Annotated in this window: 23 protein-coding genes; 8 read left to right on the top strand and 15 right to left on the bottom strand. The window is 66.8% G+C overall.

The genetic code is table 11. From position 1 onward, the window contains the following. Positions 1 to 7: 7 nt before the first annotated feature. Positions 8 to 1,162 (top strand): ROK family transcriptional regulator, encoded by a 1,155-nt coding sequence (locus ACSFCA_RS16905; protein WP_435460443.1) that lies wholly within the window; start codon positions 8 to 10, stop codon positions 1,160 to 1,162. On the opposite strand, the gene ACSFCA_RS16900 is transcribed toward ACSFCA_RS16905, so the two are convergent. Further along, positions 1,163 to 2,395, bottom strand: a complete 1,233-nt coding sequence (locus tag ACSFCA_RS16900) for a helix-turn-helix domain-containing protein (protein ID WP_435460444.1) — start codon at positions 2,393 to 2,395, stop codon at positions 1,163 to 1,165. It abuts the gene before it with no gap. A 143-nt stretch (positions 2,396 to 2,538) separates the two neighbouring features. On the opposite strand from ACSFCA_RS16900, the gene ACSFCA_RS16895 reads away from it, so the two are divergent. Next, positions 2,539 to 4,653, top strand: a complete 2,115-nt coding sequence (locus ACSFCA_RS16895; protein ID WP_435460445.1) for a PQQ-dependent dehydrogenase, methanol/ethanol family — start codon at positions 2,539 to 2,541, stop codon at positions 4,651 to 4,653. Between the two features lie 21 nt (positions 4,654 to 4,674). Here the strand turns inward: ACSFCA_RS16895 and ACSFCA_RS16890 are convergent, their stop codons facing one another. The 3 genes from ACSFCA_RS16890 to ACSFCA_RS16880 form a co-directional block, all read right to left on the bottom strand. Next, complete coding sequence (locus tag ACSFCA_RS16890; protein ID WP_435460446.1) at positions 4,675 to 7,098, bottom strand: hypothetical protein; 2,424 nt, start codon at positions 7,096 to 7,098, stop codon at positions 4,675 to 4,677. Then, positions 7,095 to 7,832 (bottom strand): hypothetical protein, encoded by a 738-nt coding sequence (locus tag ACSFCA_RS16885; protein ID WP_435460447.1) that lies wholly within the window; start codon positions 7,830 to 7,832, stop codon positions 7,095 to 7,097. Before ACSFCA_RS16885 ends, ACSFCA_RS16890 begins: the two co-directional genes overlap by 4 nt. Positions 7,833 to 7,951: 119 nt before the next feature. After that, positions 7,952 to 8,926 carry a tripartite tricarboxylate transporter substrate-binding protein gene (locus ACSFCA_RS16880; protein WP_435460448.1) on the bottom strand — a complete coding sequence of 325 codons (975 nt, stop codon included), beginning with the start codon at positions 8,924 to 8,926 and terminating at the stop codon, positions 7,952 to 7,954. 160 nt (positions 8,927 to 9,086) lie between these two features. On the opposite strand from ACSFCA_RS16880, the gene ACSFCA_RS16875 reads away from it, so the two are divergent. Then, positions 9,087 to 10,112: a hypothetical protein gene (locus ACSFCA_RS16875; protein ID WP_435460449.1), complete on the top strand. Its 1,026-nt coding sequence runs from the start codon at positions 9,087 to 9,089 to the stop codon at positions 10,110 to 10,112. On the opposite strand, the gene ACSFCA_RS16870 is transcribed toward ACSFCA_RS16875, so the two are convergent. From ACSFCA_RS16870 to ACSFCA_RS16840, 7 genes are all read right to left on the bottom strand, one after another. Further along, on the bottom strand, positions 10,103 to 11,353 hold the full coding sequence (locus ACSFCA_RS16870) for a phenylacetate--CoA ligase family protein (protein ID WP_435460450.1): 1,251 nt from the start codon (positions 11,351 to 11,353) through the stop codon (positions 10,103 to 10,105). The genes ACSFCA_RS16875 and ACSFCA_RS16870 overlap by 10 nt on opposite strands. Before the next feature lie 329 nt (positions 11,354 to 11,682). Next, positions 11,683 to 12,495, bottom strand: coding sequence for an ABC transporter ATP-binding protein (locus tag ACSFCA_RS16865; protein WP_093059335.1), 813 nt, complete (start codon positions 12,493 to 12,495; stop codon positions 11,683 to 11,685). A 96-nt stretch (positions 12,496 to 12,591) separates the two neighbouring features. After that, positions 12,592 to 13,923 carry an ABC transporter substrate-binding protein gene (locus ACSFCA_RS16860; protein ID WP_435460451.1) on the bottom strand — a complete coding sequence of 444 codons (1,332 nt, stop codon included), beginning with the start codon at positions 13,921 to 13,923 and terminating at the stop codon, positions 12,592 to 12,594. A gap of 58 nt (positions 13,924 to 13,981) precedes the next feature. Further along, a complete protein-coding gene (locus ACSFCA_RS16855; protein WP_093059331.1) occupies positions 13,982 to 15,046 on the bottom strand; it encodes a branched-chain amino acid ABC transporter permease in 1,065 nt (354 codons plus the stop codon). A gap of 3 nt (positions 15,047 to 15,049) precedes the next feature. After that, positions 15,050 to 15,979: a branched-chain amino acid ABC transporter permease gene (locus ACSFCA_RS16850; RefSeq protein WP_435460452.1), complete on the bottom strand. Its 930-nt coding sequence runs from the start codon at positions 15,977 to 15,979 to the stop codon at positions 15,050 to 15,052. Between the two features lie 162 nt (positions 15,980 to 16,141). Next, positions 16,142 to 16,927 (bottom strand): ABC transporter ATP-binding protein, encoded by a 786-nt coding sequence (locus ACSFCA_RS16845; RefSeq protein WP_093076121.1) that lies wholly within the window; start codon positions 16,925 to 16,927, stop codon positions 16,142 to 16,144. Further along, positions 16,924 to 18,879 carry an AMP-binding protein gene (locus ACSFCA_RS16840; RefSeq protein ID WP_435460453.1) on the bottom strand — a complete coding sequence of 652 codons (1,956 nt, stop codon included), beginning with the start codon at positions 18,877 to 18,879 and terminating at the stop codon, positions 16,924 to 16,926. Before ACSFCA_RS16840 ends, ACSFCA_RS16845 begins: the two co-directional genes overlap by 4 nt. Positions 18,880 to 18,963: 84 nt before the next feature. Here ACSFCA_RS16840 and ACSFCA_RS16835 point away from each other — a divergent pair, with 84 nt between their 5' ends. From ACSFCA_RS16835 to ACSFCA_RS16820, 4 genes are all read left to right on the top strand, one after another. Beyond that, a complete protein-coding gene (locus tag ACSFCA_RS16835) occupies positions 18,964 to 19,734 on the top strand; it encodes a Crp/Fnr family transcriptional regulator (protein WP_093059323.1) in 771 nt (256 codons plus the stop codon). Beyond that, a complete protein-coding gene (locus tag ACSFCA_RS16830) occupies positions 19,731 to 20,204 on the top strand; it encodes a hypothetical protein (RefSeq protein ID WP_435460454.1) in 474 nt (157 codons plus the stop codon). The genes ACSFCA_RS16835 and ACSFCA_RS16830 overlap by 4 nt, the downstream gene beginning before the upstream one ends. Positions 20,205 to 20,267: 63 nt before the next feature. Further along, on the top strand, positions 20,268 to 21,032 hold the full coding sequence (locus tag ACSFCA_RS16825; RefSeq protein WP_435460455.1) for an SDR family NAD(P)-dependent oxidoreductase: 765 nt from the start codon (positions 20,268 to 20,270) through the stop codon (positions 21,030 to 21,032). A 23-nt stretch (positions 21,033 to 21,055) separates the two neighbouring features. After that, positions 21,056 to 21,313 carry a hypothetical protein gene (locus ACSFCA_RS16820; protein ID WP_093174195.1) on the top strand — a complete coding sequence of 86 codons (258 nt, stop codon included), beginning with the start codon at positions 21,056 to 21,058 and terminating at the stop codon, positions 21,311 to 21,313. Between the two features lie 170 nt (positions 21,314 to 21,483). Here the strand turns inward: ACSFCA_RS16820 and ACSFCA_RS16815 are convergent, their stop codons facing one another. After that, on the bottom strand, positions 21,484 to 22,500 hold the full coding sequence (locus ACSFCA_RS16815; protein ID WP_435460456.1) for an MBL fold metallo-hydrolase: 1,017 nt from the start codon (positions 22,498 to 22,500) through the stop codon (positions 21,484 to 21,486). 60 nt (positions 22,501 to 22,560) lie between these two features. Next, positions 22,561 to 23,544, bottom strand: a complete 984-nt coding sequence (locus tag ACSFCA_RS16810; protein WP_093174191.1) for a Bug family tripartite tricarboxylate transporter substrate binding protein — start codon at positions 23,542 to 23,544, stop codon at positions 22,561 to 22,563. A 264-nt stretch (positions 23,545 to 23,808) separates the two neighbouring features. On the opposite strand from ACSFCA_RS16810, the gene ACSFCA_RS16805 reads away from it, so the two are divergent. Beyond that, positions 23,809 to 24,186 (top strand): VOC family protein, encoded by a 378-nt coding sequence (locus ACSFCA_RS16805; RefSeq protein WP_435460457.1) that lies wholly within the window; start codon positions 23,809 to 23,811, stop codon positions 24,184 to 24,186. A gap of 4 nt (positions 24,187 to 24,190) precedes the next feature. Here ACSFCA_RS16805 and ACSFCA_RS16800 read toward each other — a convergent pair whose 3' ends face one another. Both ACSFCA_RS16800 and ACSFCA_RS16795 read right to left on the bottom strand, forming a co-directional pair. Further along, the gene (locus tag ACSFCA_RS16800; protein WP_258352418.1) at positions 24,191 to 24,772 is read right to left on the bottom strand and encodes a superoxide dismutase; all 582 of its coding nucleotides are present in this window, start codon (positions 24,770 to 24,772) and stop codon (positions 24,191 to 24,193) included. A 38-nt stretch (positions 24,773 to 24,810) separates the two neighbouring features. Next, a complete protein-coding gene (locus tag ACSFCA_RS16795) occupies positions 24,811 to 25,479 on the bottom strand; it encodes a helix-turn-helix transcriptional regulator (RefSeq protein ID WP_435460458.1) in 669 nt (222 codons plus the stop codon). Positions 25,480 to 25,501 lie beyond the last annotated feature (22 nt).

The following is a 25,501-nucleotide window of genomic DNA, read 5'->3' as shown; positions in this document are numbered from 1 at the left end:
TGCTGTCGTGAAGACGATAGGCGACCAGCAACTGCTCAAGCGCATGAACCGCAGCGTGCTGCTGCGGCTGCTGCGTGCGCAGCCCGGCCTGTCTCGCGCGCGGCTGGCCAGCGAGAGCGGCCTCACCAAGTCGACCGTGAGCCTGCTGGTGCGCGAGCTGATCGACGAAGGCTGGCTCAGCGAGGCCGGCGCCACCGTGGCCGACGGGCTCGGTCGGCCTTCGACGCCGCTGCAGATCAACGTGGGCGTGCGCGCGCTGATGGGCGTGGAGATTGCGGTGGAGACGGTGCGCCTCGTGTGTGTCTCGCTGCAGGGCGAGGTACTGCACTCGAACACACACGCGCTCACCGATGGCTCGCCGGCCGGCGTGTGCGCGCAGGTCGCGCGCATGGCGGCCGCTGCGAATGCGCAGCTGGAGCAACTGGGCCTGCGCCTGTCGAGCATCGGTGTGTGCGTGCCCGGCGCGGTGGACGACTGCACCGGCGTGGTCCGCTTCGCGCCCAACCTCGGCTGGCGCAACGTGAGCCTGCTGCCCGCGCTCGAAAAAGCCTTTGCCGCCATTGGCCTACCCGGCGTGACCGTGCAGCTGCAGAACGACGCCGATGCCGCTGCGCTTGGCGAATACGAGTTCGCGGCGGGCGAGGGCGAAGACCCGCTGATTTTTGTCAACTGTGACGTCGGCGTGGGTGCCGGCGTGGTGCTGAACGACCGGCTCTTCACCGGCGCGCAGGGCATGGCCGGAGAGATCGGCCACACGATTCTCGAACTCGACGGGCCCTTGTGCTCATGCGGCCGACGCGGCTGCGCCGAAGCCTTCTTCGGCTCACGCGTGCTGGAGCGCAAGGGGGTCGATCTGCCGCGCGCCGCTGCCTTCTTCGGCGTGCTGCTGCAGAACCTGTGGGTCACGTTCAACCCTCGCGCGATCGTGCTCGGCGGCAAGGCGTGTGCCGAGCATCGCGGCTTTGCGCAGGCGGCGTTCGAAAGCATGAAGCGCCACGCCGACGATGCCGGCATGCCCGCGCCCGACCTGCGCACCGCGCGCTACGGCGCGCTGGCCCCTGCGGTGGGCGCCGCCGCGCTCGCGCTGCACGAATACCTGCGGCCGTTGCAGCCCGATGCGAAGGCACGTCGCGCGCGTGCGCTGGCCCGCGCCGCGGCCTGATCAGTCCGCGGCGTCTTCTTTCCAGCCGCGCAGCCGGCGATAGAGCGTGCCGCGCGACACGCGCAGCTGCCGCGCCGCCTGAGACATATTGCCGCTGTGCGCCGCAAGCGTTTCCTCGATCAGCTTACGGCTGTGCTCGCGCAGCGTCGTCTCGGCATGGGGCTCGGGCTCGCAGGCTTCGGCAGCAGGCATCTGCGCATCCTGTTCGATGGCCAGCGGCGCTGTTTCGCCCGGCATCGCCACCGCATGCCGGAAGTCCACGCCATCCGCGCCCTTCAGCCGCGCCTGCACCCACACGCCCAGCCCGCTCGCCAGCCGCAGCGGCTGTGCCGCCTCGCGCCGCCCAAGGCGCAACAGGCTCGCAAGGTCATGCCCCAGCAGGCATTCGACATCGCGCTCGTCCGCCGCTTCGGGCAGCCGGCCCAGCAGCCGCGCACCAGCGTTGTTGAGCCACGCGATCGTGCCGTCGGGCGCGATGCCGGCCAGCGCCTCGAGCGGTGTGCCCAGCAGCGTGGGGCTGGCCTGGAAGCGCAGGATCAGGTGGTCGCGCGACTGCGCCTGGAGCAGCCGGTTCTCGATGGTCGTGGCGTAGAGCGCCACCATCGATGCCGCGTCGAAGCCGAAGCGCCGTGCCTCCGCAGTGAGGTCGAGTACGCCGGCCAGTTGCCCCGTCACGTCGCGGATCGGCGCGGCCGCGCACTGCATCTGGCACAGCAGGTCGAAGTAGTGTTCCGCGCCATTGACCGTGCACGCCTGCCCGGTGCTCGCCACGATGCCCGGCGCCGTGGTGCCGACGATGCGCTCCGAAATGTTCACGCCCACGCGCGCGGTCTTGCGCAGCACCGGCTGGTGTGCGGCGGCGGGCTGCTGCGTGACGTGCACCACCACGCCCTCGTGGTCGGTGAGGATCACGCGGCAGTCGGTGCCCGCGAGCGCGTGCTCCATCTGCACCAGCTCCTGCCGTGCCACCTCGAGCAGTTCGCGGTTGCGCGCGAGCGTGGCGTGCAGCCGGCTCGGCGTGACCGCGTCGAAGGGCACGATGCGCTGGCGGTCGGTGTGCGTGCGGCTGCAGCGCATCCACGACTGGATCACCGCCTCGCCGACGAGGCCCGAGGGGCGCACGCCTTCCTCGAAGAACTGCTGCCGCGCGAGCGCCACGCGCTGCGCGGGCGTGCTGGCAAAGAGCTGGCGCGGCGCATCCGCCGTGCCGATTCTTCTTTCGTCGAGGGCCATGGTGTTCGCTGCCTCCCGCAAGGGACCGAGTCCGGGACCAGCGTCGAATGTGTTCCGCAATGGAACAGCACCGGACTGGGGAAATCCCGAAGATGAATGCGAAGCCCGCGCAGACCATCCTTGAGCCACAAAGGAGACCTGCGATGAAAAAAACACACTCCGAGCTGCTCGTGCTCGCCGGCGCTTTGCTGTGCCTGGGCGCAAACACGGCGGCCACGGCCCAGAACGCACAGGATCGCGCGGCAGCCGCCACCAAGCGCGTGGACGGCAGCTTCATCCGCGCCAACGCGGCGCAGAAGAAAACACCCGACTGGCCCAGCGTCGGCCTCGACTATTCGGAGTCGCGCTTCAGCCAGCTCGACCAGGTGAACGCCGGCAACGTCAAGCAGCTGGGGCTGGTCTGGTCGTACAACCTCGAGTCGACGCGCGGCGTGGAGGCCACGCCGCTGGTGGTGGACGGCATCATGTACGTCACCGCCTCGTGGAGCGTGGTGCACGCCGTCGATACGCGCACCGGGCAGAAGCTGTGGACCTTCGATCCGCAGGTCGATAAGTCCAAAGGCTTCAAGGGCTGCTGCGACGTGGTGAACCGAGGCGTTGCGATCTACGAAGGCAAGGTCTACGTGGCGGCCTACGACGGCCGCCTGATTGCGCTCGACGCCGCCACCGGCCAGAAGGTCTGGGAGAAGAACACCATCGAGGGCCAGAAGGGCAGCTACACCATCACCGGTGCGCCGCGCGTGTTCAAGGGCAAGGTCATCATCGGCAACGGCGGCGCCGAGTACGGCGTGCGCGGCTTCGTCACCGCGTACGACGCGAAGACCGGCGACCAGAAGTGGCGCTGGTTCGTGGTGCCGGGCGACCCGGGCAAGCCCTTCGAAGACGAATCGATGGCGCGCGCTGCCAAGACCTGGGACCCGAGCGGCAAGTACTGGGAAGCCGGCGGCGGCGGCACCGCATGGGACAGCTTTGCCTTCGACCCCGAACTCAACCTGATGTACGTGGGCACCGGCAACGGCTCGCCATGGGCTGCCAAGGCGCGCAGCCCCAAGGGCGGCGACAACCTCTACCTGGGCTCGGTGGTGGCGCTCAACCCCGACACCGGCAAGTACGTGTGGCACTACCAGGAGACGCCCGGCGACAACTGGGACTACACCTCCACGCAGTCGATGATCCTGGCCAACGTGAAGATCGCAGGCAAGGCACGCAAGGTGCTGCTGCATGCGCCGAAGAACGGCTTCTTCTTCGTCATCGACCGCACCAGCGGCAAGTTCATCTCGGCGAAGAACTTCGTCGAAGTGAACTGGGCCACGGGCTACGACAAGAACGGCCGCCCCATCGAGATCGCCGCCGCGCGGCAGAACGAGAAGCCCGGCGACAGCATCCCCGGCCCCTTCGGCGCGCACAACTGGCACCCGATGTCGTTCAACCCGCAGACGGGGTACGCGTACCTGCCCGCGCAGCACGTGCCGATCAACCTGATGGACGACAAGGACTGGAAGTTCGACCAGAACGCGCCCGGCCGTCCGCATGCCGCGCTGGGCTGGAACACCGGCAAGTTCGCCAACGTCGAGCCGCCCACCAGCAAGCCCTTCGGCCGCCTCGTGGCGTGGGACCCCGTCGCGCAGAAGGAAGCGTGGGGCATCGACTACGCATCGCCATGGAACGGCGGCACCCTCACCACCGCCGGCAACCTCGTGTTCCAGGGCACGGCCGATGGCCGCCTGCTGGCCTACAACGCGAAGACTGGCGAGAAGCTGTGGGAGACGCCCACCGGCACCGGCGTGGTGGCCGCGCCCTCGACCTACATGGTCGACGGCAAGCAATACGTGTCGGTCGCTGTGGGCTGGGGCGGCGTGTACGGCCTGGCGCAGCGCGCCACCGAGCGGCAGGGCCCGGGCACGGTCTACACCTTCGCGGTGGGCGGCACGGCCAAGATGCCCGACTTCGTGCAGTACCGCATGGACAAGCTGGTGCAGGGCGTGAAGTACGACCCCGCCAAGGTCCAGGCCGGCACCATGCTCTACGTGAGCAACTGCGTGTTCTGCCACGGCGTGCCGGGCGTGGACCGCGGCGGCAACATCCCCAACCTCGGCTACATGGACCCGGCCTACATCACGAACCTGGACAAGTTCATCCTCAAGGGCCCGGCCATGGCGCGCGGCATGCCCGACTTCACGGGCAAGCTCTCGGGGGACGACATCGAGAGCATCAAGGCCTTCATCCAGGGGACGGCGGACGCCATACGCCCGAAGTAGGGAGGGCCGCTCTCTCCTTGGCTACCGGCCGCCGTACCAGTACTGGGTGCTGGCGGCCCAGGTCGAATCCGGGTATTTCGCGTGCAGGGTCTGAAGGCCCTTGCGCGACCAGTCGCCCACCGCCTTGTCCGGGCAGGCGTAGCGCGCCATCTTCACCGCGACCGATAGCGCCTGCGGCACCAGCGGATCGGCGCGGTTGCGCTGCATCAGCGCCAGGCTTTCCTGGGTGAAGTAGATCGAGTCCTGCGGAATGGCGCGCAGCTTCGCGACCAGCGCGGCCTGTTGCGCGCGCTCTTCCTGCGGCAGGAACTCGGGCATCTCGAAATCGGCAGCCGTGGCGGCCTGCGGGCCGGTGGTCATCACGCCGAGCGGGCGGCACCACTTGCTGTAGCTGCCGGTGGCCATGCTGCGGTCGTACGCCGGTTCGAGCCAGGGCTTGAGCGGCGTGGGCCGGATGCCGTCTGCCACGGGCCAGTGCGGCGGCAACAGCACCTCGGTGGTGCTTGCCATGCGCTCCAGCAGCAGGTGACGCCAGGCGGCGGTGTCAGTGACCGACAGCGCCATCGAGCGGCGGATGCCGGCGATCATGTCCGGCCCCTTGGCGGTAGCCCCCTGCGACGGTGACGCGATACGCATCTGCGCAGCGCGGCGAGCGCTGGCGTAGTCCTCAGCCAGCACGGCGCGGGTCCATGCGGTCTCCAGCAGGGAGTCGCGCAGCGCGGGCGAGAGCGCCGGGTCGGCCGCGAGCCGCAGCCACATCGCGAGCGGCGCGCGCGTGTTCAGGAAGCGCGTCGCGTCGTCGTCGAAGGTGCTGGCCAGCGGCACCGCATTGGGTTTGGCTTCCATCGCCTCGGGGTCGCGGCGAGCAACCACCAGGCGGATCGCCAGGCGGCGCCATTCCTCTTCCGACGAGGCCGTGGGCAGCAGCAGCGCCTTCACGAGGTTCTGGCCCGAGAGGCTGTGTGCGATCAAGGGCGAATCGGCTGCACCGGCGACCAGTTCGCGTGTCTCCTTGAAGCGGCCCTGGGCAAACAGGCGCTGGGCGCGCAACTGGGTGGCGGCAAAGCGTGCGGGGTGGTCTTCAGGCACGGCCGCCAACGCGGCCTGCAGTTCGGCCTCGCGCTTGTCGTCGGTGGCGGTGCTCACGGGCACCAGGCTCGCCGCGGCCATCAGCCACGCGAGGTCGTGCGTGCGCTGGTAGTTGCTCCAGCTGAACTTCTCGCGCCACTTGTCCTGGGCGGTGATGCCGCTCGCCGAACCGTTGAAGCCGCGCACCGTGTTGAGCCACTGCACGAGGTCCGACTTCTGATCCGGGCCGGCGTACGAACAACCGGCCATCATGCAGTAGCGGAACTCGTGGTTCAGCAACAGCAGCCTGGCGGCGGCGACATCGGGTGCGCCCATGGTCTTCAGGTTGTCGGCCAGGCGCTGCAGGCGCGTGCCGGGCGTGAGGTAGCGGATGCGCAGTGCCTCGGCCAGCCGGTGCACCGACGGATGCAGCGCCTGCAGGCGCGGGTTCTTCAGCAGCGGCAGCGCGATGGCATCGACCGCTTTGGTGAGTTCGGCCTGCTGCTTCAGCGCCTCGGGGCTTTCCTTGCCGGCGTCGTCCCGTTCCGAGAAAGACGGCTCGCCGCCCGGGTTCTGCCGCGCCAACACGCGCAGCCGCATGTAGGCCGCGAGGTCGCGCCAGGGGCTGGCCTTGTCGGCCGCGATTTCGGTGAACGCGGTGTCGGCGCCGTCGAGATCGTCGGCGTAGAAGCGCTGCGCGGCCAACTGGTAGGCGTGGTCGGCCTGCAGCCAGGCGGGTGCACGAGGTGGCAGCTCGGGGATGGTGCCGGGCTCCTTGTTGCAGGTGTCGAACACCGCGTCCTGTGCCTGCAGCCAATGCCGCACGTAGGGGGTGGCCGCCTTGTCGCTGGCGGCGCGTGTCATGCGTTGGGCCAGCGTCTTCGTGGCGTTGCGGAAGGCATCGCTGTAGAAGCAGTTGGGGCTCGCCTGCAGGCTGCTGGCGTTCCATTTCGGCTGCTGCTGCGATGGCGCCAGCAGGGCGGGCCTGTCGCGGGACGACTGGGGATCGAGCTTCGCATTGGCGTCGTCGCGCGCTTTTCGCCATTCGATCCAGGCATCGTCCGTTTCGGCCATGCCGTTGTCCTCTCGCGGCAGCTTCTCCAGCAGATCGGAGAAGGCCCGCACGGCGTCGGAAGAGAACGGCTGGCCATGCAGGCGCCAGTACCAGAGCACCTGGTAGGGCACGAGGTAGTCTGTGTAGTAGCCCGCGGGCCGCTCGACGAACTCGCGCACCGGCTGGTCGGGCCGGGTGGTGGCGAAGAACAGGTCCTCGGGGTCGCCGCCGCCGCTGGCATGTGCTGCAGCAGTGCCGAGCAGCGCGGCCATTGCGAGCAGCCTGGCGCCGGCGCGCATCGCGTTTGCTGTTGAAAGAATCATTTGTGCGAATCCCTGTTGCCGAGTTGTTCGAAGTCTTCGTTCTTCCATGCGCCCGCGTGGAACACATAGCGCCGCTTCACGCTGCCGAGCACGGGCCATGTCTCGCCGAGCATCAGCCCCGCCGCGTCGCGGCAGGCCGGCACGGTGGCCGCGCCTGTGGCGTCGAGCCGCTGGCGGATGCGCGCGGATTCCGCCCCCATGCGGAAGTACATCGGCACGATCTCGTCGAGCAGGCCGGCAGGCAGCCACGGATCGCTCATGCACCACGAGGCGAGCGCCGTGGCCGAGAGCCGCACGCCGCCGGCGCGCACCGGCTGCAGCCGCCGCAGCAGCGCGACATACGCCTCGCGCTGGCTGCGGCGCGCCTCGAAGTCGAGCTGCACCCAGCCCGATCGATTGCCCTGCTTCGCGGCATGCTCGATGGCGGCGGCAATGGCCTCTTGCTGCGCATCGTTGACGGGCGAAGGCGCGAGGTTGTCGAGCGAAACATGGACCACCGGCACCACGGCGGCAGCGCCCGGCGCGATGCGCAGCGGCCATTGGCGCCAGCTCGTGCGGCTGCGCTCGCCGCTCAGCTGCACCGTGGCATGCAGATAGGCCACGCCCGCGCCTTCGGGCAGCGCGGAAAAAAGCTGAGGCCGGTCCCAGACCCACAGCAGCGTCTGCGGCTGGGCCATGCCGTCATGCGCCAGCAGGGCCAGGAAGACCGGAAAGGCCGCGCTGCGAAAACGCATGGAAGAGGCGAAGAGGGCGGGAGGGTGGAAGAAAAATCCCGGCCAGCATAACGAAAAAAGCCGCCTGGCCCGGGAGGGCGCAGGCGGCCTTGCGGCTGCTTGTGGCGGCGGTGAGTCGATCAGTCGGCGTAGACGCCGGCAGCCTTGATGATCGGACCCCACTTCGCGATTTCAGCCGAGACGAACTTCTTGTGCTCCGCCGGCTCGGTGCGCTTGTCGGTCGTGATCACAGCGCCCAGCGCTTCTTCGCGCTTGATGAAGCCCGGGTCCTTCATTGCGGCCTTGATGGCTTCGTTGAGCTTCTTCAGCACCGGCGCGGGCGTGCCCTTGGGCGCGTACACGCCGTGCCAGATCGTCACTTCGAAACCCTTCAGGCCCGACTCGTCCAGCGTCGGCAGGTCTTTCAGCGCGGGCGTGGTCAGGCGCTTGGCCGTGGTCACGGCATAGGCCTTGACCTTCTTGGCCTCGATCTGCGACGTGGTGTTGGTGGTCTGGTCGCACAGCAGGTCGATCTGGCCGCCCAGCAGGTCGGCGATGGCCGGCGCCGTGCCCTTGTACGGCACGGGCGTCATCTCGACCTTGATCGCGCTCTGGAACAGCAGGCCGCACAGGTGCGACGCAGCGCCCAGGCCGGCGTTGCCCAGGTTGATCTTGCCCTTGTTGGCCGCGATCCAGGTCGTCAGCTCCTTGTAGTTGTTGGCGGGCAGGCCGGGCTTGCCGATCAGCGTCATCGGCACTTCGTTGACCATGCCCAGGTATTCGAAGTCGGTCTCGACGTTGAAAGGCAGCTTGCGATACAGCGCCGGCATCGTCGACATGCCGATGTGGTTCAAGAGCAGCGTGTAGCCGTCGGGGTTGGCGCGCGCCACCTTGGCGGTGCCGATGGAACTGCCCGCGCCCGCGGTGTTGTCCACCACGATCGTGGTGCCGAGCGTCTTCTGCATGGCTTCCGCCAGGTCGCGCGCGACACGGTCGGTCGGGCCGCCGGCTGCGAAAGGCACCACCAGCGTAACGGTCTTGCCCGCGGGAAAGTCCTGGGCGTGGACACCGGCAGCTGCGGCGGCAATCGCCGCGAGGGCGAACAGTTTCTTCATGTCGTCTCCGGGAGGGGGTAGTAAAAACGCCGCGATCTTAAAGGCTGACTGTTACCTGACCTATAGCGAATAGCCCTTAGGTTCGCATCGTCATCCGATACCCTTGCTTCTTCCGCGCATGCCACCGCATGCGCCATGCAAAGCGAAAAAAAGCATTCCCATGACGACGACCCCTTCCCACGCGAGCGCGCAGCGCCTGCCGCGCGATCTTGCGCTCGTCACTGTGGCCATCGATGCCGCGATGGTGCTGGTCAACATGGCCATCCAGCTCTGGCCCGACTCGCCCGACGGCGAACAGCTGCGCAGCACCTACGCCCTGCCGGGCGTGTGGATACCGATGGTGTTCAGCATCGGCATGGCCTGGGTGCTGGCGGCGGCGCTGGCCTGGAGCCACGCGCGCAATGCGCTCGAAAAGCGCGGCGTGGACAGCGTGGCGCGGCTGCCCCACCCGCGCATCCGCTACGCCGCGACGTACCTCGCGGTGCTGGTGCTGAACTTCTACGCGCTGAGCCCGCTGCTCTACGACCTGCAACTGCTCTTCATGCCGGGCGGCCGCCTGCATGATTTCTTCGGATCGACGTCGATGAGCGCGGCGATGCCGGTGTTCATGTTCCTGCAGTCCGTGGCGCAGTTGATCGTGCTCGTGCTCGGCGTGTGGGGCTCGGCCTGGCTCGCGCTGAGGGCTGGCCGCGCCGCGTCTTTCGATGCGCGGCAGGACGACGGCGATGAAGAAGCCATCGGCACCACATCGCCACGCCGTGCCGTGGCACTCGTGGGCGCCGCGCTGTTCGCATCGCTGCAGATGTGGAGCGGTGTGGCCATGAGCCGCTGGACCTCGATGGAGCGCGGCTTGGACGGCCCCGAGCTGCTGGTCGCCTGGATGGTGCCGCCGCTGGTGGTCTTTGCGCTCGCCTTCTGGGGCGGCTGGCTCGGCGCCACGGCGGGGCTCGCGAGGGCGCGGCCGTTCAGGGCCGTGGGAGCCTCGGTGCTGGCCTCCGTGCTGGTGCAGGTGAGCTGCATCGTCATTGCCATTGCGTGGCTGTACATCGCATCCCGCATGTCGCGCAGCTTCTATAGCCCCGCCGGGCTCATCGGCTTCGTGCTGGCGTTCGTGGCTGTCTATGCGATGCACGTGGTGGTGCTCATGCGCGCCGCCACGCGCTGGCTGTACCGCCGCTACTTGTAGCTCCGCGCGTCCTCGATCACCTTGCCGTCGTTGGGCAGACCGCCTGCACCCACAACGACGACCTCGCCGCGCAGCTTGGTCACTTCGCGGATCACCGCGCTCACGCGGGCCTCGAGCCCTTCGGGCGCCGCACCGGCGCATTCGAGCTGCAGCGTCATCTTGTCGTCGCCCATCTCGCCAGACACGATGAGCCGCGCGCGCTGCACTTCCGGAAAGCGCCGCGCGATCTCGGCCACCTGCGAGGGATGTACGAACATGCCGCGCACCTTGGTGGTCTGGTCGGCGCGGCCGAGCCAGCCCTTGATGCGCTTGTTGGTGCGGCCGGTGGGGCAGGTGCCCGTGAGCACGGCCGAGAGGTCGCCGGTGCCGAAGCGCACCAGCGGGTAGTCGGGGTTGAAGGTGGTGACGACGATCTCGCCGACTTCGCCATCAGGCACCGGGTCGCCGGTGCCGGGCCGCACGATCTCGACTAGCACGCCCTCGTCGATCACCAGGCCTTCGCGCGCGCTGGTCTCGTAGGCGATGAGGCCCAGGTCGGCGGTGGCATAGCACTGCGTGCCCTTCACGCCATGCGCGGCAATCCAGTCGTGCAGGCTCGGCGGAAAGGCTTCGCCGGAGACGAGCGCCTTGGTGAGCGAGGGCAGCTTCTGCCCTTTCTCCTCGGCCTTCTCCAGCAATATCTTCAGGAAGCTGGGCGTGCCCGCATAGCCTTCGGGCTTCAGGTCGACCATGGCTTCGAGCTGCTGCTCGGTCTGCCCGGTGCCGCCTGCAAACACGGTGCAGCCCATGGCGCGCGCGCCGCTTTCCATGATGGAGCCTGCGGGCGTCATGTGATAGCTGAAGCTGTTGTGAATGAGCTCGCCGCTGCGAAAGCCAGCCGCATGCAATGCACGTGCGGTGCGCCAGTAGTCGCGTGCTTCGCCCTCAGGCTCGTAGATGGTGCCGGGGCTTGCGAACACACGCGGCATGCGCGGGCCGCGCACGATCGACGAGAAGCCGCCGAAGGGGTCGTCGGCGCGGCGTGCCTTCTGCAGGTCGAGCAATTCCGATTTGCGCGTGACCGGTAGTTTCGCCAGTGCTTCGCGTGTCGTGATGTCTGCGGGCTTCACGCCGTCCAGGATCTTTGCGAACGCTGGCGCTGCCGTCTGGGCCTGTGTGATCTGCTTGGGTAGCGCGGCCAGCAGGTCGCGTTCGCGTTCGGCGGGGTCGCGGATCTCGAGCTTGTCGTAGTGGTCGGTCATGTCCGTACCCTTTGTCTTTCAGTTCAGTTTTCCGCCACGCTGTGGGGCATTCAGGGCGAGTGCGAATGACACCGGGTGCTCCCCTCCGCGAATGTCCCCCGCCTTCGGCTCCTCCTTTATTTCGCTGCGGGGAGCACCCGGCGCCATTCGCACATGAGCGCTGTCGTTGTGCCGGCCGCATGAGCGCTGCGTCCAACGATCACGTCGATGGGGTGCCTTGCGCAGCGAAATAAAGGAGGAGGCCGAAGGCCGGGGGACATTCGCGGAGCAAGGTACCCCGTCGGCGTGATCGCACCCCGAACGGCAACGCGGCGAAAACGTCGAAACAGTCAAGCCAGCCACCTCTTCCGACGCTTGTAGCTCTTCACATCGCGAAAGCTCTTGCGGTCCGCGCCGCCGACGCCAAGGTAGAACTCCTTCACGTCCTCGTTCTCGCGCAGACTCTTCGCCTCGCCGTCCATCACGATGCGGCCGTTCTCCAGGATGTAGCCGTAGTCGGCATAACGCAGCGCCATATTGGTGTTCTGCTCGGCCAGCAGGAAGGTCACGCGCTCCTTGGTGTTCAGGTCTTTCACGATCTCGAACACCTCCTCCACGATCTGCGGCGCCAGGCCCATCGACGGCTCGTCGAGCAGCACCATGCTCGGGTTGGCCATCAGCGCGCGGCCGATGGCGCACATCTGCTGCTCGCCGCCCGATGTGTAGGCCGCCTGCGAAGTGCGCCGCGTCTTCAGGCGCGGGAAATATGCGTAGACCTTCTCCAGCGTCTGCTGCACCGCAGCCTTGCCATCGGTGCGCGTGTAGGCGCCGGTCATCAGGTTCTCTTCGATGGTCAGGTGCGCGAAGCAGTGGCGGCCCTCCATCACCTGGATCAGCCCGCGCTTCACCAACTCCGCCGGCGAAAGCGCCTCGATGCGATCCCCGCGCAGCTCGATGGTGCCTTTGGTGACAGCGCCGCGCTCACCCGCGAGCAGGTTGCTCACCGCGCGCAGCGTGGTCGTCTTGCCCGCGCCGTTGCCGCCGAGCAGCGCCACGATGCCGCCGTCGGGCACCGTGAGCGACACGCCCTTGAGCACGAGGATCACGTGGTTGTAGATGACCTCGATGCCGTTGACATTGAGAAGGATGTTGGGTTCGCTCATGGTGTGGTCCGAAGCATTCGCAAGAACAGCGCGTGCAGCGCAGTGCCGTTCTTGCGAATGGCGGCTCTCGCGAGCCGCCACGGCACGCTCAGTGCGTCAGGATTGGCAATCCGCTGCCTCGCGGCGCGTCAGCTTCTTCTCGCCCGCGTACTTGTCGGCAGCAGACTTCACCATCGGCTTGATGATCTGGTCGTCTGCCTGGTACCAGTCGGACATGTCGCCCCACTTCGCGCCGTCCCAGGTGTGCACGCGCGCCCAGGTGGAGCCCATGTGGTCCTGGCACGAGGTGCTCACCGGACGCATCACGCCGGAGAAGCCCAGTGCGTCGAGCTTCTTCTGGTCGAGCGCCAGGTTCTCCATGCCCCAGCGCACTTGCTCGCCGGTCATGACCTTGCCCTTGCCGAAGCGCTCCTGCGCTCGCTTCACGGCCTCGATGGTCAGCATCTGGATGATCACGCCGCGCGTGTAGAGCACCGAGCCCACTTCGTCCTTCGGGCCCGTGCCCTGGCCCTTGTCATGCACCTGCCTCAGGATGTCTTGAATTACCTTGGGCTGCGTGCCCGAGGTGTTCAGCGCCAGCGCGTGATAGCCCTTGGCGTTGGCGCCCACGTCCTTCACGTCAGGCTCGGCGCCGGCCCACCACACGCCGTACATCTTCTCGCGCGGGTAGCCGGTGGCCACGGCCTCCTTCAGCGCGGTGGAGTTCATCACGCCCCAGCCCCACAGCAGCACGAAATCAGGGCGCTGCTGGCGCACCTGCAGCCAGGCCGACTTCTGCTCCACGCCGGGCGCGGTCACCGGGATCAGCGACAGCTCGAAGCCGTTCTGCTTGGCGCGCTCCTGCAGCAGCGGAATGGGCTCCTTGCCGAACGGCGAGTCGTGGTACACGAGGGCGATCTTCTTGCCCTTGAGCTTGTCCATGCCGCCTTCGGTCTTGCCGATGTGCTGGATCAGGATGTCGGCCGCGGTCCAGTAGGAGCCCATCAGCGGAAAGTTCCACTTGAAGACGCCGCCGTCCTGCGAGGCGGCCAGGCCGTAGCCCAGTGTGATCAGCGGGATCTTGTCGGTCGGCACCTTGTCGGTCAGCGCGAAGGTGATGCCGGTGGCCTGCGGGTCGAACAACGCAACGCCCGGGCGGCCCTTCAGGCGTTCGTAGCATTCCACGCCCTTGTCGGTGGCGTAGCCGGTCTCGCATTCTTCGTACGTGATTTTCACGCCGTTGATGCCGCCGGTCGCGTTGACCAGCTTGATGTAGTCCTGCTTGCCGTTGGCCCAGGGCGTGCCGTTGGGCGCGTAGGGGCCCGTGCGGTACACCAGCAGCGGGAAGAACTGCTCCTTGGCCTGCGCATTGGCGAGCGATGGCGCGAGCAGGGCGCCGAGGGTGCTGGCCACCAGGGCGGCGGTCAGAGCGAGCGATTTCAGTTTCATGCCTGTCTCCTTTGTGGGCACCTCGGTGCCGGGTTTTTTACGAACGGGAACTCATCAATCAATGAGGGAAGGGCCAGAGCCGCAGCTTCTCTTTGGCCGTGGACCACAGCCGCGCAAGGCCGTGCGGCTCGACGATCAGGAAGAACACGATCAGCGCGCCGAAGATCATGGTCTCCAGGTGCGAGGCCAGCGCGGTCGAAATCGAGAAGCCCAGCCACCCCGGCAGCTGGTTCAGAAAGAGCGGCAGCAGCACGATGAAGGCTGCGCCGAAGAAGCTGCCCATGATCGAGCCCAGCCCGCCGATGATCACCATGAACAGCAGCTGGAACGAGCGGTCGATGCTGAACGCCGCCGGCTCCCACGCGCCCAGGTGCACGAAGCCCCACAGCGCGCCGGCCACGCCGACGATGAAGCTGCTCACCGCAAAGGCCGTGAGCTTGGCGTACACCGGGCGAATGCCGATCACCGCGGCGGCCACGTCCATGTCGCGCATCGCCATCCACTCGCGCCCGATGGCGCTGCGCACCAGGTTCTTTGCCAGCAGCGCGAACACCACCACGAAGAGCAGGCAGAACAGGTACTTCTGCACCGGCGACTCGATAGGCACGCCGAACACGTTGAGCCCCGCCACGCTCACCGAGCCCGACGAAGAATTGTTGGTGAACCACTGGATGCGCAGGAAGGCCCAGTCGGTAAAGAACTGCGCCGCCAGCGTGGCAACGGCCAGGTACAGCCCCTTGATGCGCAGGCTCGGGATGCCGAACAGCACGCCGATCACCGTCGCGCACAGGCCGCCCAGCAGCAGCGATGCGATCAGCGGCATGCCGTCGATGCGCACCTGGAAGTTGTAGGCCGCATATGCGCCCACCGCCATGAAGGCGCCCGTGCCCAGCGAGATCTGGCCGCAATAGCCAACCAGGATGTTGAGGCCCAGCGCCGCGAGCGACAGGATGAGGAAGGGCGTGAGGATGGCGCGCATCCAGTAGTCGGACACACCCAGCGGCACCACGACGAATGCCACGAGCAGCAGCACCAGCATCGCGATGCGGTCCTGCGCGATCGGAAAGATCTGCTGGTCGGCGCGATAGCTCGACTTGAACTGGCCGTTTTCTCTGTAGAACATTGCTCAGACCCGATCGATGATTTTTTCGCCGAACAGGCCTTGCGGGCGAACCAGCAAGAAGACCAGTGCGAGCACATAGGCAAACCAGATCTCGATGCCGCCACCGAGCATGGGGCCGAGATAGATTTCAGACAGCTTCTCGCCCACACCGATCAGCAGGCCGCCGATGATGGCGCCCGGAATCGAAGTGAGCCCGCCGAGGATCACCACCGGCAGCGCCTTCAGTGCCACCAGCGAGAGCGAGAACTGCACGCCGAGCTTCGATCCCCAGATGATCCCGGCCACCAGCGCCGAGAAGCCGGCCACAGACCACACGATCACCCAGATGCGCTTGAGCGGAATGCCGATGGACTGCGCGGCCTGGTGGTCGTCGGCCACCGCGCGCAGGGCGCGGCCCGTGGCCGTCTTCTGGAAGAAGATGGCCAGCACCACCACGAGGCCCGCTGCCACCAGCGCGGCGATCAGGTCTTCCTGGCTCAGCAGCAGGCCACCCTGGAAGGTGCCCTGGAGAACCATCAGCGGTTCCTTGGGCATGCCCACGTCGATCTTGTAGATGTCGTTGCCGAAGATCGTCTGGCCCACGCCATCGAGAAAGTAGGCGATGCCCAGCGTGGCCATCAGCAGCGTGATGCCTTCCTGGTTCACCAGCTTGCTGAGCGCGAGCCGCTCGATCAGCCAGGCCACCACCACCATCACCGCCATCGCGGCAATGAAGGCCAGGATGTTCGCAAGGATCTGGCTCTGGAAGCCGAACCACAGCGGGAACCACTCGGAGAAGCGTGCCATGGCCAGCGCCGCGAAAAGCACCATCGCGCCCTGCGCGAAGTTGAAGACGCCCGATGCCTTGTAGATCAGCACGAAGCCAATGGCGATCAGCGAATAGAGCATGCCGACCATGAGGCCGCCGAAGAGGGTTTCGAGGAAAAAGCCCATGGCTAGTGTCTTTCTCCCTCTCCCGCTTGCGGGAGAGGGCAGGGGTGAGGGCGAGCGGCGTTCGAAAGGCCGCTGAAGGTGGTGAGGCCGCCGGCCCTCACCCCAACCCTCTCCCGCAAGCGGGAGAGGGGGCAAGACAGAGCGTGGCTGTGTGCTTGCATCTCAGTGCTCCACACCCAGATAAGCCCGGATCACGTCTTCGTTGTTCCGAACTTCATCCGGCGTGCCGTCGCCGATCTTCTTGCCGTAGTCGAGCACCACCACGCGGTCGGAGATGTCCATCACCACGCCCATGTCGTGCTCGATCAGCACGATGGTTGCGCCGAACTCGTCGTTCACGTCGAGGATGAAGCGGCTCATGTCCTGCTTCTCTTCCACGTTCATGCCGGCCATCGGTTCGTCGAGCAGCAGCACCTGCGGCTCCATCGCGAGCGCGCGGCCCAGGTCGACGCGCTTCTGCAGGCCGTAGGGCAGGCGGCCCACGGGTGTCTTGCGGTGCGCCTGGATCTCTAGGAAGTCGATGATGTGCTCGACGAATTCGCGGTGCCGCAGCTCCTCGCGCTCGGCGGGGCCCCAGCGCAGGGCCTGTGCGAGCAGGCCGCTCTTCATCTTGAGGTTGCGCCCCGTCATGATGTTGTCGAGCACGCTCATGCCCTTGAAGAGGGCGAGGTTCTGGAAGGTGCGCGCCACGCCCATCTCGGCCACCTGGCGCGAGTTCATGTGCTTGAAGGTCTGGCCGCGGAAGGTGATGGAGCCCTGCTGCGGCCAGTACACGCCGTTGATGCAGTTCAGCATCGAGCTCTTGCCGGCGCCGTTCGGTCCGATGATTGCGCGCACCTCGTGTTCGCGCACGTTGAAGCTGATGTCGGTCAGCGCCTTCACGCCGCCGAAGCTCAGGGAGATGTTCTGCACGTCGAGGATGACCTCGCCAGTCTTCCGGGTGCTCATGCCGCTGCCTTCACGATGGGAAACGTCTTCGCTTCGACGACCTTCAGCGTGGCGCTCACCACGCCCGTGCGTCCGTCCTCGAACTTGACCTGGGTCTCGATGTACTGCTCGGTCTTGCCGCCGTAGAGCGCATCGACCAGCACCGCGTATTTCTCGGCGATGAAGCCGCGGCGCACCTTGCGCGTGCGGGTCAGTTCGTCGTCGTCGGGGTCGAGCTCCTTGTGCAGCACCAGGAAGCGTGCGATCTGCGTCTCGCCCATGCCGTCTTCGCTCGCGAGGTCGGCATTCACCTTGGCGATGCACTCGGCCACCAGCGCCAGCACGTCGGGCTTGCCGGCCAGGTCGACGTAGCCGCCGTAGGCGAGGCCGCGGCGCTCGGCCCAGTTGCCGACGGCTTCGTAGTCGATGTTGATGGCCGCACACACTTCGTCTCGCGCGTTGCCGAAGCACACGGCTTCCTTGATCTGCGGGAAGAACTTGAGCTTGTTCTCGATGTAGTTGGGCGCAAAGATCGCGCCGCTCACGAGCCGGCCCACGTCTTTGGCTCGGTCGATGATGCGCAGGTGCCCTTCGCTGTCGAGCACGCCCGCGTCGCCGGTGTGGAAGTAGCCGTTCGCGTCAAGAACCTCGGCCGTGGCGTCGGGGCGCTTGTAGTACTCCTTGAGCACCGATACGCCGCGCACCAGCACTTCGCCGTCTTCCGCGATCTTCAGTTCGATGCCCGGCGCGGCCGTGCCCACTGTCTGCAGCTTGACCTTGCCGTCCTGCTGCAGGCACACATACGCGCAAGTCTCGGTCTGGCCGTAGAACTGCTTGAGGTTGACGCCGATGGAGCGGTAGAAGCGGAACAGGTCGGGCCCGATGGCCGCGCCGGCCGTGTAGGCCACGCGGATGCGGCTCATGCCCAGCACGTTGCGCAAGGGGCCGTAGATCAGCAGGTTGCCGAGGCCGTACATCAGCCGGTCGCCAGTGCCCACCGGCGCGCCGTTGAGGATGTCCGCGCCCACGCGCCGCGCCAGCGCCATGAACTTCGCGTACAGCCAGCGCTTGGGCGCGGCCGCGTCTTCCATGCGGATCGACACGGCCGTGAGCAGCCCCTCGAAGGTGCGCGGCGGGCCGAAGTAGTAGCTGGGGCCGATCTCGCGCATGTCGTTCATCACCGTCTCGGCCGACTCGGGGCAGTTGAGCGTGAAGCCGCCCACCAGCCATTGCGCGACGGAGAACAGATGGTCGCCCACCCACGCCATCGGAAGGTAGCTCATGATGTTGTCGCCAGGGCCGAGCTTGTCGGTCTGCACGCCGCCGCGGCCCGCCGCGATGAAGCTCGCGTGCGTCTGGCACACGCCCTTGGGGCGGCCGGTGGTGCCCGAGGTGTAGAGGATCACGCCGACATCCGTTGCCTCGCCGCTGGCCACCGCGCGGTCGTAGTAGCCGAGGTTGGCCTTGTCGAACTCGCGACCCAATGCGCGCAGCTGCTCGTAGCTCATCAGGCCTGGCTGGTCGTAGTGGCGCAGGCCCTTGGGGTCGTCGTAGATGATGTGGCGGATGCCGTGCTGCTGGTCCTTCTGGAGCTCGCGGCACTCGAGCAGCTTGTCGACCTGCTCCTGGTCTTCGACGATCACGAAGTCGATGGCCGCGTCCTGCAGCATGAAGACCATCTCGCCGGCCACCGCATCTTGATACAGCGGCACCGGCACGCCGCGCAGGCTCTGCGCCGCGACCACCGCCATGTACAGGTGCGGCCGGTTGGCGCCGACGATGGCCAGGTTGTCGAAGGGCTTGAAGCCCAGGCTCGCGAGACCGCAGGCCATTTCGCGCACTTCCTGCGCCACGGCGTTCCAGGTCCAGGTTTGCCAGATGCCGAGATCCTTCTCGCGCACGGCGGGCGCCTCGGGTTGGGCCTCGGCATGCGCGAGCAGCAGGCGGGGGAAGGTGGGGGCGGTTGTTTGCACAGTGGGCGGATCGTAGGTCTCACTTTGACGCCCGGTTGTCGTTCCAACGACAATCCTAGGGACACTACTCCCCGGAGTTTCCCGATGCCTCACGGCAATCTCAACCACAACGTGCTCGGCGGTTCGATCAAGGACCGCGTGCGTCCCGCCAATGCCGCGGAGCTCGAAGGCATCCCCTGGCTGCCCACGCTCACGCCTGCCGAGCGCCGCCGCGCCGAAGCCGCACTGGTGGTGGGCGAGGCAGAGCCCGGCGACCTGGTGTGCCGCGTCGGTCGCTCGCCTACCTATTGGTTCGGCGTGGTCGAGGGGCTGCTCAAGATGAGCAACGACAACGCCGATGGCGGCTCGGTCACCTACACCGGCGTGCCGCCAGGCGGCTGGTTCGGCGAAGGCACGGTGATGAAGCGCGAGCCCTACCGCTACAACATCCAGGCACTGCGGCGCAGCCTGGTGGCGGGGCTGCCTATCGAGAGCTTCCACTGGCTGCTCGACCATTCCATCGGCTTCAACCGCTTCGTGATGAACCAGCTGAATGAACGGCTGGGCCAGTTCATCGCGGCGCTGGAGATCGACCGGCTCAACAACCCCGACGCGCGCGTGGCGCGCAACCTGGTGTCGCTGTTCAACCCGGTGCTGTACCCGGGCGTGGGCGAAGTCTTGCGAATAACGCAGCAGGAGCTGGCCTACCTGGTCGGCCTCTCGCGCCAGCGCGTGAACGAGGCGCTGAACGGCCTGTCGGCACAGGGCCTGATCCGCGTGGAGTACGGTGGACTGCGCGTGCTCGACCTGCCGGGCCTGCGCGCGACCGCGATGTCGAACAGGAAGAACGCCTCGGCGGAAACGGAAAACACATGACCCTCAAAGACCAGCTCCAGGTGGTGCCCGCGAACGCGGAAGCGGCCTTCATTTCAACGCCGCCCGAGGCGCCGAAGGCGAAGGGCGAAGACAGCGGACCGACGCTGCAGGAGGCCATCGAGCGCAACGAGGCGCTGAACGAGAAGCTCGATGCGCTCAACGACATACTGGCCAAGCCGCTCAATGAGATCCTGGCTGATCGCGAGAAGTCTGAAGAGGCCGCGCTCGCGTGGGACCGCTTCGGCGCGATGTGGATGCTTTCGCAGCGTGCCATGCGGCGCGTGGCGCTCGACCTTGCGGCGCAGCTCGACGTGAGCGAGGAAGAAGTCGTCTCGCGTGCGATGACCAATGCCAATGCGGTGCTCAACGGCGCGGACGAAGTCGACCTCGACGGCACCATCGCGCCCGCGCAGCTGCAGCACATCGCGCGCCATCGCAACTTCCTGCGCAAGCAGTTCAGAACCGGTTGAGCCCCAAGGCCTCTCGGTACCGCTTAACCTCCCCGCCTTCGTTCAAGAAAGACCTTTCTCCCGATGACCGCTTCCCACCTCACCATCATCACCGGCGCCTCGCGCGGCCTGGGCCAGGCCATGGCCGAACAGCTGCTGCAGGCCGGCCACACGGTGCTGGGCATTTCGCGCAAGCAGTCCCCGGCGCTTGCCGAGGCAGCCAAGGCCGCCGGTGCCGAACTCGTGCAGTGGGAGCAGGACCTGTCCGACCCCGTGGCCGCATCGGCCCGCGTGTCGGCATGGCTCAAGACCATCGACGCGCAACGCTTCGACAGCGTCACGCTCATCAACAACGCCGGCACCGTCGGCAACCCCGCGCCGCTGTCGAGCGCGGTGGAGGCCGAGCTCTCGCTGGCCCTGCGCATCGGCCTCGAAGCGCCGATGCTGCTGACGGCGGCTTTCCTCGGCGCCACCCGCGAATGGCGCGGCGCACGCAAGGTGCTGAACATCTCGTCGGGCCTGGGCCGCAACGCCATGGGCAGCCAAGCGCCTTACTGCGCGGCCAAGGCCGGCATGGACCACTTCTCGCGCGCCGTGGCGCTCGAGGAAGCGAATGCAACGAACGGCGCGCGCATCGTCTCGCTCGCGCCAGGCGTGATCGACACCGACATGCAGGTGCAACTGCGTGGCGCCTCGGCCGAGAAGTTTCCGGATCGCACGCGCTTCGTGAGCATGAAGGAAGATGGCCGGCTCGACAGTCCCGCCACTGCGGCGGCCAAGGTACTCAAGTACCTGGCGCGCGAAGACTTCGGCAACAACCCCGTGGCCGACGTGCGCGACCCTGCCTGATAGAAACGAAGGACACGCACGCCATGGCCACTGCCAAGTCGATCGACACCCTCGAGTACAAGCTCTTCCCGTCGCCGAGGAACGTGCACCGCATCGTCTTCGAGCACCAGGTCTTCGTGCCGTACCCGTACGCGCTGATCGTGATGGACGAGTTCTATTTCAAGGGCCGCTACAGCCTGTTCTCGGCCTGCCGACTGAGCGACGGGAAGATGGGGCAGGTGGCGACGTTCGAGGATGCGTCGGACGTCGCTATCTTCAACACGAAGTTTGTGCCGGATTAAGCGCCTGCTTTGCTGACTTGTCCCCTCTCCCCTTGGGGAGAGGGTTAGGGTGAGGGCTGCGGCTTTCGGATATGCGCAGCCTTCGCCACCGCCGCTGACCCTCACCCCAGCCCTCTCCCCAAGGGGAGAGGGAGCACAGCCATCGTGACTGGTGCACGCTCAAGACGCCACTACTGCATCGCGAACCTGTCGCGCTGCGCCTGCGCGCATTCGCCCATCACGTTCAATGCGCGCTCCACCGTGGGCGTGCCCATCACGAAGGGGTTCGCCGCGCCGGCCGGCTGCTGCCGCATCGCCGCCATCTTGGCCTGAGAGCTGTCGACGTTCGAGTGGTTCGACAGCATCACGTCGATGCCTTGCGCCTTGACCAGGGCATCCATGCGCCGGGTGGACGCGATGTAGTTGTCCAGCCGCGGCACGTCCTTGCCGAAGTTGAAGCCCGTGCCGCCCCAGAGCATGGCGCGATGCCTGCGGCCGTTCTCGCTCACGTCGAACACCGGCGAGAGCGTGCCCATGGTGTGGCCCGGCGTGAGGTACAGCGTGACGGTGGTGTCGCCCAGGGTGACGCGGTCGCCGTCCCTTGCCGAGATGTCGCCCGCGCCGCGCTTGGGCGGCGCGCCCCAGATGGGCGTGGCGAACTCCAGCTTCGTCTCGGTCATCGTCCAGTCGGCGTCGCTCATCACCACGCGCGCGCGGTACTTCTGAGCGAGGTAGGGCGCGCCGCCGTAGTGGTCGCCGTGGCCGTGCGTGACGATCACGTACTTGATCTGCGCCGGGTCGAGGCCCAGCTTGCGCATGCCGCCTTCGATCAGCGCAGCAGCCTCCACCTGGTTGTTCAGCGCATCGATGAGGATGATGCCGTCGGAGGTCTTGATGGCCCAGGCGCTGACCCAGTCGGCGCCCACGAAATACAGGTTGTCGAAAGCCCTGGCGGGCGGCGGCGCCGGTTTGTTGATGAGCAGCGGGAGGCCCTTGTCGAGTTCGTCCTGCGGCGGGCGCGTGGCTGGGGCGGGCTTGCACAGCGAGAGCAGCGGGCCTAGGTCGGTGCCCGCGGCCTGCGTGGCTGCCGCGACGTGGGCAGCCACGGTTGCGTCGGAAGGCTTCTGCGCGGGCGTCTGTGCGCAGCCCTGGACGAGGGCGACAACCGCTGCCAGAGCGGCTGTCTTCAGTGGAAGCGAAGGAACCATCGGTGTCTCCATGCCGTCGTTGCGGCTTGTTCTGGAGACGCCATTCTGCGGCGCGCAGGCTTATTCGATTGTCGCGCCCGAGGCTTGCACGATGCCTTTCCACTTCTCGTAGTCGGTCTTCAGCAGCGCGCCGAACTGCTCCGGCGTCATGCTCTGCGGCTCCGCGCCCTGCGCGATGATGGCTGCCTTCATTTCAGGCGTGGCCAGCAGCTTGTTGATATCGGCATTCAGCAGCGTCACCACGTCCTTGGGCGTGCCGGCCGGCACGAAGATGCCGTACCAGGTGCTCACGTCGAAGTCCTTGTAGCCGAGCTCGGCCACAGTGGGCGTGTCGGGCAGCGAGGTGCTGCGCCTGGCCGAGGTGACGGCCAGCGGGCGCAGCTTGCCCGCCTTGATCTGCGCCATGGCCGAGGGCACCGACGACACCATCAGGTCGACGTTGCCCGCGAGCACGTCCATCATGGCCGCGTTGGAGCCCTTGTAGGGCACGTGGCGCATCTTGATCTTGGCGGCGCTGTTGAAGATCTCGCCGGCCAGGTGGATGGTGGTGCCGTTGCCGGGCGAGCCGTAGGTGACGGTGTCGGGCGCGGCGCGCGCGGCCTTCACCACGTCGTCGAGCGTCTTGAACTTGGAGTTGGCCTGCGTGACGATCACCACCGGCGTGTAGGCCACGTGGGCCACGGCCGTGAGGTCCTTCACCGGGTTGTAGCTCAGGTTCTTGTAGAGCCAGGGCGCGACGACCATGTTGTCCTTCTGGCCCATCACGATGTCGTAGCCCGTGGGCGCGGCGCGCGCAGCCTCGGCAATGCCGATGGTGCCGCCGGCACCCGCGCGGTTGTCGGGCACCACGGTCCAGTGGTTCACCTCGGTGAGCTTCTGGGCCACCAGGCGCGCCAGGATGTCGGTGCCGCCGCCGGGCGGGAAGGGCACGACCATGCGGATGGGCTTGGCGGGGTAGGCAGCGGTCTGTGCATGAGCGGTGGCCGTGAAGGCCAGGGGGAATGCCAGCGCGAGGGCCAGCTTGCCGAGGTGTCTGCGGATCATGGGTTGTCTCTTTGTCGGGGTCGATTCGGGGTTGCAGTCGTTGCCGTCGTCACTGCACCGGGGGTGCAGTGTGCCGGAAGCCGGGTAAGAAGGATTTCTTCATTTGCGATGGGGCTCGTATCGACTTGCGGGGTGCCATTTTCCGATGCCTTGACAGGGCCCTGTCCGACGCAAATACTGCACCGCATGGTTGAGTATTTTTGGCAAGCCCGGCATGCGTCGATGGCACGCCGGGCCTCCCCGAAGGAAACCCAGGAGACTCGCATGCTCGGAAACATCAACGCAGTGGCCAATCTCGCGGTGAAAGACCTCGCGGTGGCCCGCCGCTTCTACGAAGACACGCTGGGCCTGTCGCAGGTCGATGCGGAGGGCGACGAAGTGATCGTCTACCGCAGCGGCAACACGCGAATCAACGTGTACCGCTCGCAGTTCGCTGGAACGAACCAGGCGACGGCCGTCACCTGGCAGGTGGGCGGAGACATCGAGCGCCTGGCCGCTGCCCTCAAGGCCAAGGGCGTGCGCTTCGAGCACTACGACATGCCCGACACGAAGCTTGTGGGCGACCTCCATGTCATGGGCGAGATGAAGGTCGCGTGGTTCAAGGACCCGGACGGGAACATCCTGAACCTGATCAACGGCTGATCGATCAGCCGAAGTTCTTCGCCGCGAAGTCCCAGTTAGCCAGCTTGGCCAGGAAGGTCTCGACGAACTTCGGGCGCAGGTTGCGGTAGTCGATGTAGTAGGCGTGTTCCCAGACGTCCACGGTCAGCAGCGCGGTGTCTGCAGTCGTCAGCGGCGTGCCGGCGGCGCCGGTGTTCACGATGTCCACGGAGCCGTCGGCCTTCTTCACCAGCCAGGTCCAGCCCGAGCCGAAGTTGCCCACGGCCGACTTCACGAAGGCTTCCTTGAAAGCGTCGTAGCTGCCCCACTTGGCATCAATGGCCTTGGCCAGCGCGCCGGTGGGAGCGCCGCCGCCCTGGGGCTTCATGCAGTTCCAGAAGAAGGTGTGGTTCCAGATTTGCGCGGCGTTGTTGTAGATGCCGCCGCTGGACTTCTTGACGATCTCTTCGAGAGTCAGCGACTCGAACTCGGTGCCCTTTTGCAGGTTGTTGAGGTTCACCACGTAGGCGTTGTGGTGCTTGCCGTAGTGGTACTCGAGGGTTTCCTGCGAGTACTCGGGTGCCAGTGCGTCGAGCGCATAGGGCAGGGGTGGGAGCTTGTGTTCCATCGTGGTTTCCTTGTGGTGGTTGTTGAAAAAAAACAGAGTCAGGCATTCGCCTTGGGTTCGACCCGGTAGGCGCACCGTCGCGCGCCCGCCAGCACGTGTTCGACGCGGCTGACGCTCACGTCGGGCCCCAGCACTTCGTCGAAGAGTTGCAGCTCACTGCGGCAGAAGCCCGTGCAGGCCTGTGCCGCGGTGCAGATGGGGCAGTGGTTCTCGATGAAGAGAAACCCCTTGCCCTGTTCGTCGGGCCGGAACTCGGCCATGTAGCCCTCGCGGCTGCGGATTTCCGCCAGCCGCTCCAGCCGCGCCTTGAGGCTGCGCGCGCCGCGCATGGCCTCGGTGTAGTTGGTGCGCATGGAGGCTTCGCGCGCGCTGATGAGCTGGTCCATGCCCTTCTCGCCGAACACGCTGATGACGGCGCTGATCATCTGCACCGTCATCTCGGCGTGCGTGTCGGGAAAGCGCTTGTGGCCCTCGCCCGTCAGCCGCCAGATCTGCGTGGGCCGGCCACGGCCACTGGAGCGGCTCTCGGCGTCGACCAGGCCTTCGGCTTCCAGCTTGGCCATCTGCTGGCGCACCGCCTCCACCGTGACGTTCAGCACTTTGGCGATATCGGGAATGCCGAGCGCGCCGCGGGTCTTGAGCGTCGAGAGGATGCGGTCTGCCGGCTGGTGCGGCATCCAGGTGGGCTTGGCATCGGGGGCTGACATGGCGGATTCGGTCGTAGGGAGG

Source organism: Variovorax multivorans (genome assembly GCF_051216835.1).
GTDB lineage: Bacteria > Pseudomonadota > Gammaproteobacteria > Burkholderiales > Burkholderiaceae_C > Variovorax.
This window is presented reverse-complemented; position numbering and strand designations above follow the sequence as displayed.

Excerpts from the sequence above, each read along its gene's own strand:
- ACSFCA_RS16900 (WP_435460444.1), bottom strand. The coding sequence starts at position 2,395 with ATGGCCCTCGACGAAAGAAGAATCGGCACGGCGGATGCGCCGCGCCAG.
- ACSFCA_RS16895 (WP_435460445.1), top strand. The coding sequence starts at position 2,539 with ATGAAAAAAACACACTCCGAGCTGCTCGTGCTCGCCGGCGCTTTGCTG.
- ACSFCA_RS16890 (WP_435460446.1), bottom strand. The coding sequence starts at position 7,098 with ATGATTCTTTCAACAGCAAACGCGATGCGCGCCGGCGCCAGGCTGCTC.
- ACSFCA_RS16885 (WP_435460447.1), bottom strand. The coding sequence starts at position 7,832 with ATGCGTTTTCGCAGCGCGGCCTTTCCGGTCTTCCTGGCCCTGCTGGCG.
- ACSFCA_RS16880 (WP_435460448.1), bottom strand. The coding sequence starts at position 8,926 with ATGAAGAAACTGTTCGCCCTCGCGGCGATTGCCGCCGCAGCTGCCGGT.
- ACSFCA_RS16875 (WP_435460449.1), top strand. The coding sequence starts at position 9,087 with ATGACGACGACCCCTTCCCACGCGAGCGCGCAGCGCCTGCCGCGCGAT.
- ACSFCA_RS16870 (WP_435460450.1), bottom strand. The coding sequence starts at position 11,353 with ATGACCGACCACTACGACAAGCTCGAGATCCGCGACCCCGCCGAACGC.
- ACSFCA_RS16865 (WP_093059335.1), bottom strand. The coding sequence starts at position 12,495 with ATGAGCGAACCCAACATCCTTCTCAATGTCAACGGCATCGAGGTCATC.
- ACSFCA_RS16860 (WP_435460451.1), bottom strand. The coding sequence starts at position 13,923 with ATGAAACTGAAATCGCTCGCTCTGACCGCCGCCCTGGTGGCCAGCACC.
- ACSFCA_RS16855 (WP_093059331.1), bottom strand. The coding sequence starts at position 15,046 with ATGTTCTACAGAGAAAACGGCCAGTTCAAGTCGAGCTATCGCGCCGAC.
- ACSFCA_RS16850 (WP_435460452.1), bottom strand. The coding sequence starts at position 15,979 with ATGGGCTTTTTCCTCGAAACCCTCTTCGGCGGCCTCATGGTCGGCATG.
- ACSFCA_RS16845 (WP_093076121.1), bottom strand. The coding sequence starts at position 16,927 with ATGAGCACCCGGAAGACTGGCGAGGTCATCCTCGACGTGCAGAACATC.
- ACSFCA_RS16835 (WP_093059323.1), top strand. The coding sequence starts at position 18,964 with ATGCCTCACGGCAATCTCAACCACAACGTGCTCGGCGGTTCGATCAAG.
- ACSFCA_RS16830 (WP_435460454.1), top strand. The coding sequence starts at position 19,731 with ATGACCCTCAAAGACCAGCTCCAGGTGGTGCCCGCGAACGCGGAAGCG.
- ACSFCA_RS16825 (WP_435460455.1), top strand. The coding sequence starts at position 20,268 with ATGACCGCTTCCCACCTCACCATCATCACCGGCGCCTCGCGCGGCCTG.
- ACSFCA_RS16820 (WP_093174195.1), top strand. The coding sequence starts at position 21,056 with ATGGCCACTGCCAAGTCGATCGACACCCTCGAGTACAAGCTCTTCCCG.
- ACSFCA_RS16815 (WP_435460456.1), bottom strand. The coding sequence starts at position 22,500 with ATGGTTCCTTCGCTTCCACTGAAGACAGCCGCTCTGGCAGCGGTTGTC.
- ACSFCA_RS16810 (WP_093174191.1), bottom strand. The coding sequence starts at position 23,544 with ATGATCCGCAGACACCTCGGCAAGCTGGCCCTCGCGCTGGCATTCCCC.
- ACSFCA_RS16805 (WP_435460457.1), top strand. The coding sequence starts at position 23,809 with ATGCTCGGAAACATCAACGCAGTGGCCAATCTCGCGGTGAAAGACCTC.
- ACSFCA_RS16800 (WP_258352418.1), bottom strand. The coding sequence starts at position 24,772 with ATGGAACACAAGCTCCCACCCCTGCCCTATGCGCTCGACGCACTGGCA.
- ACSFCA_RS16795 (WP_435460458.1), bottom strand. The coding sequence starts at position 25,479 with ATGTCAGCCCCCGATGCCAAGCCCACCTGGATGCCGCACCAGCCGGCA.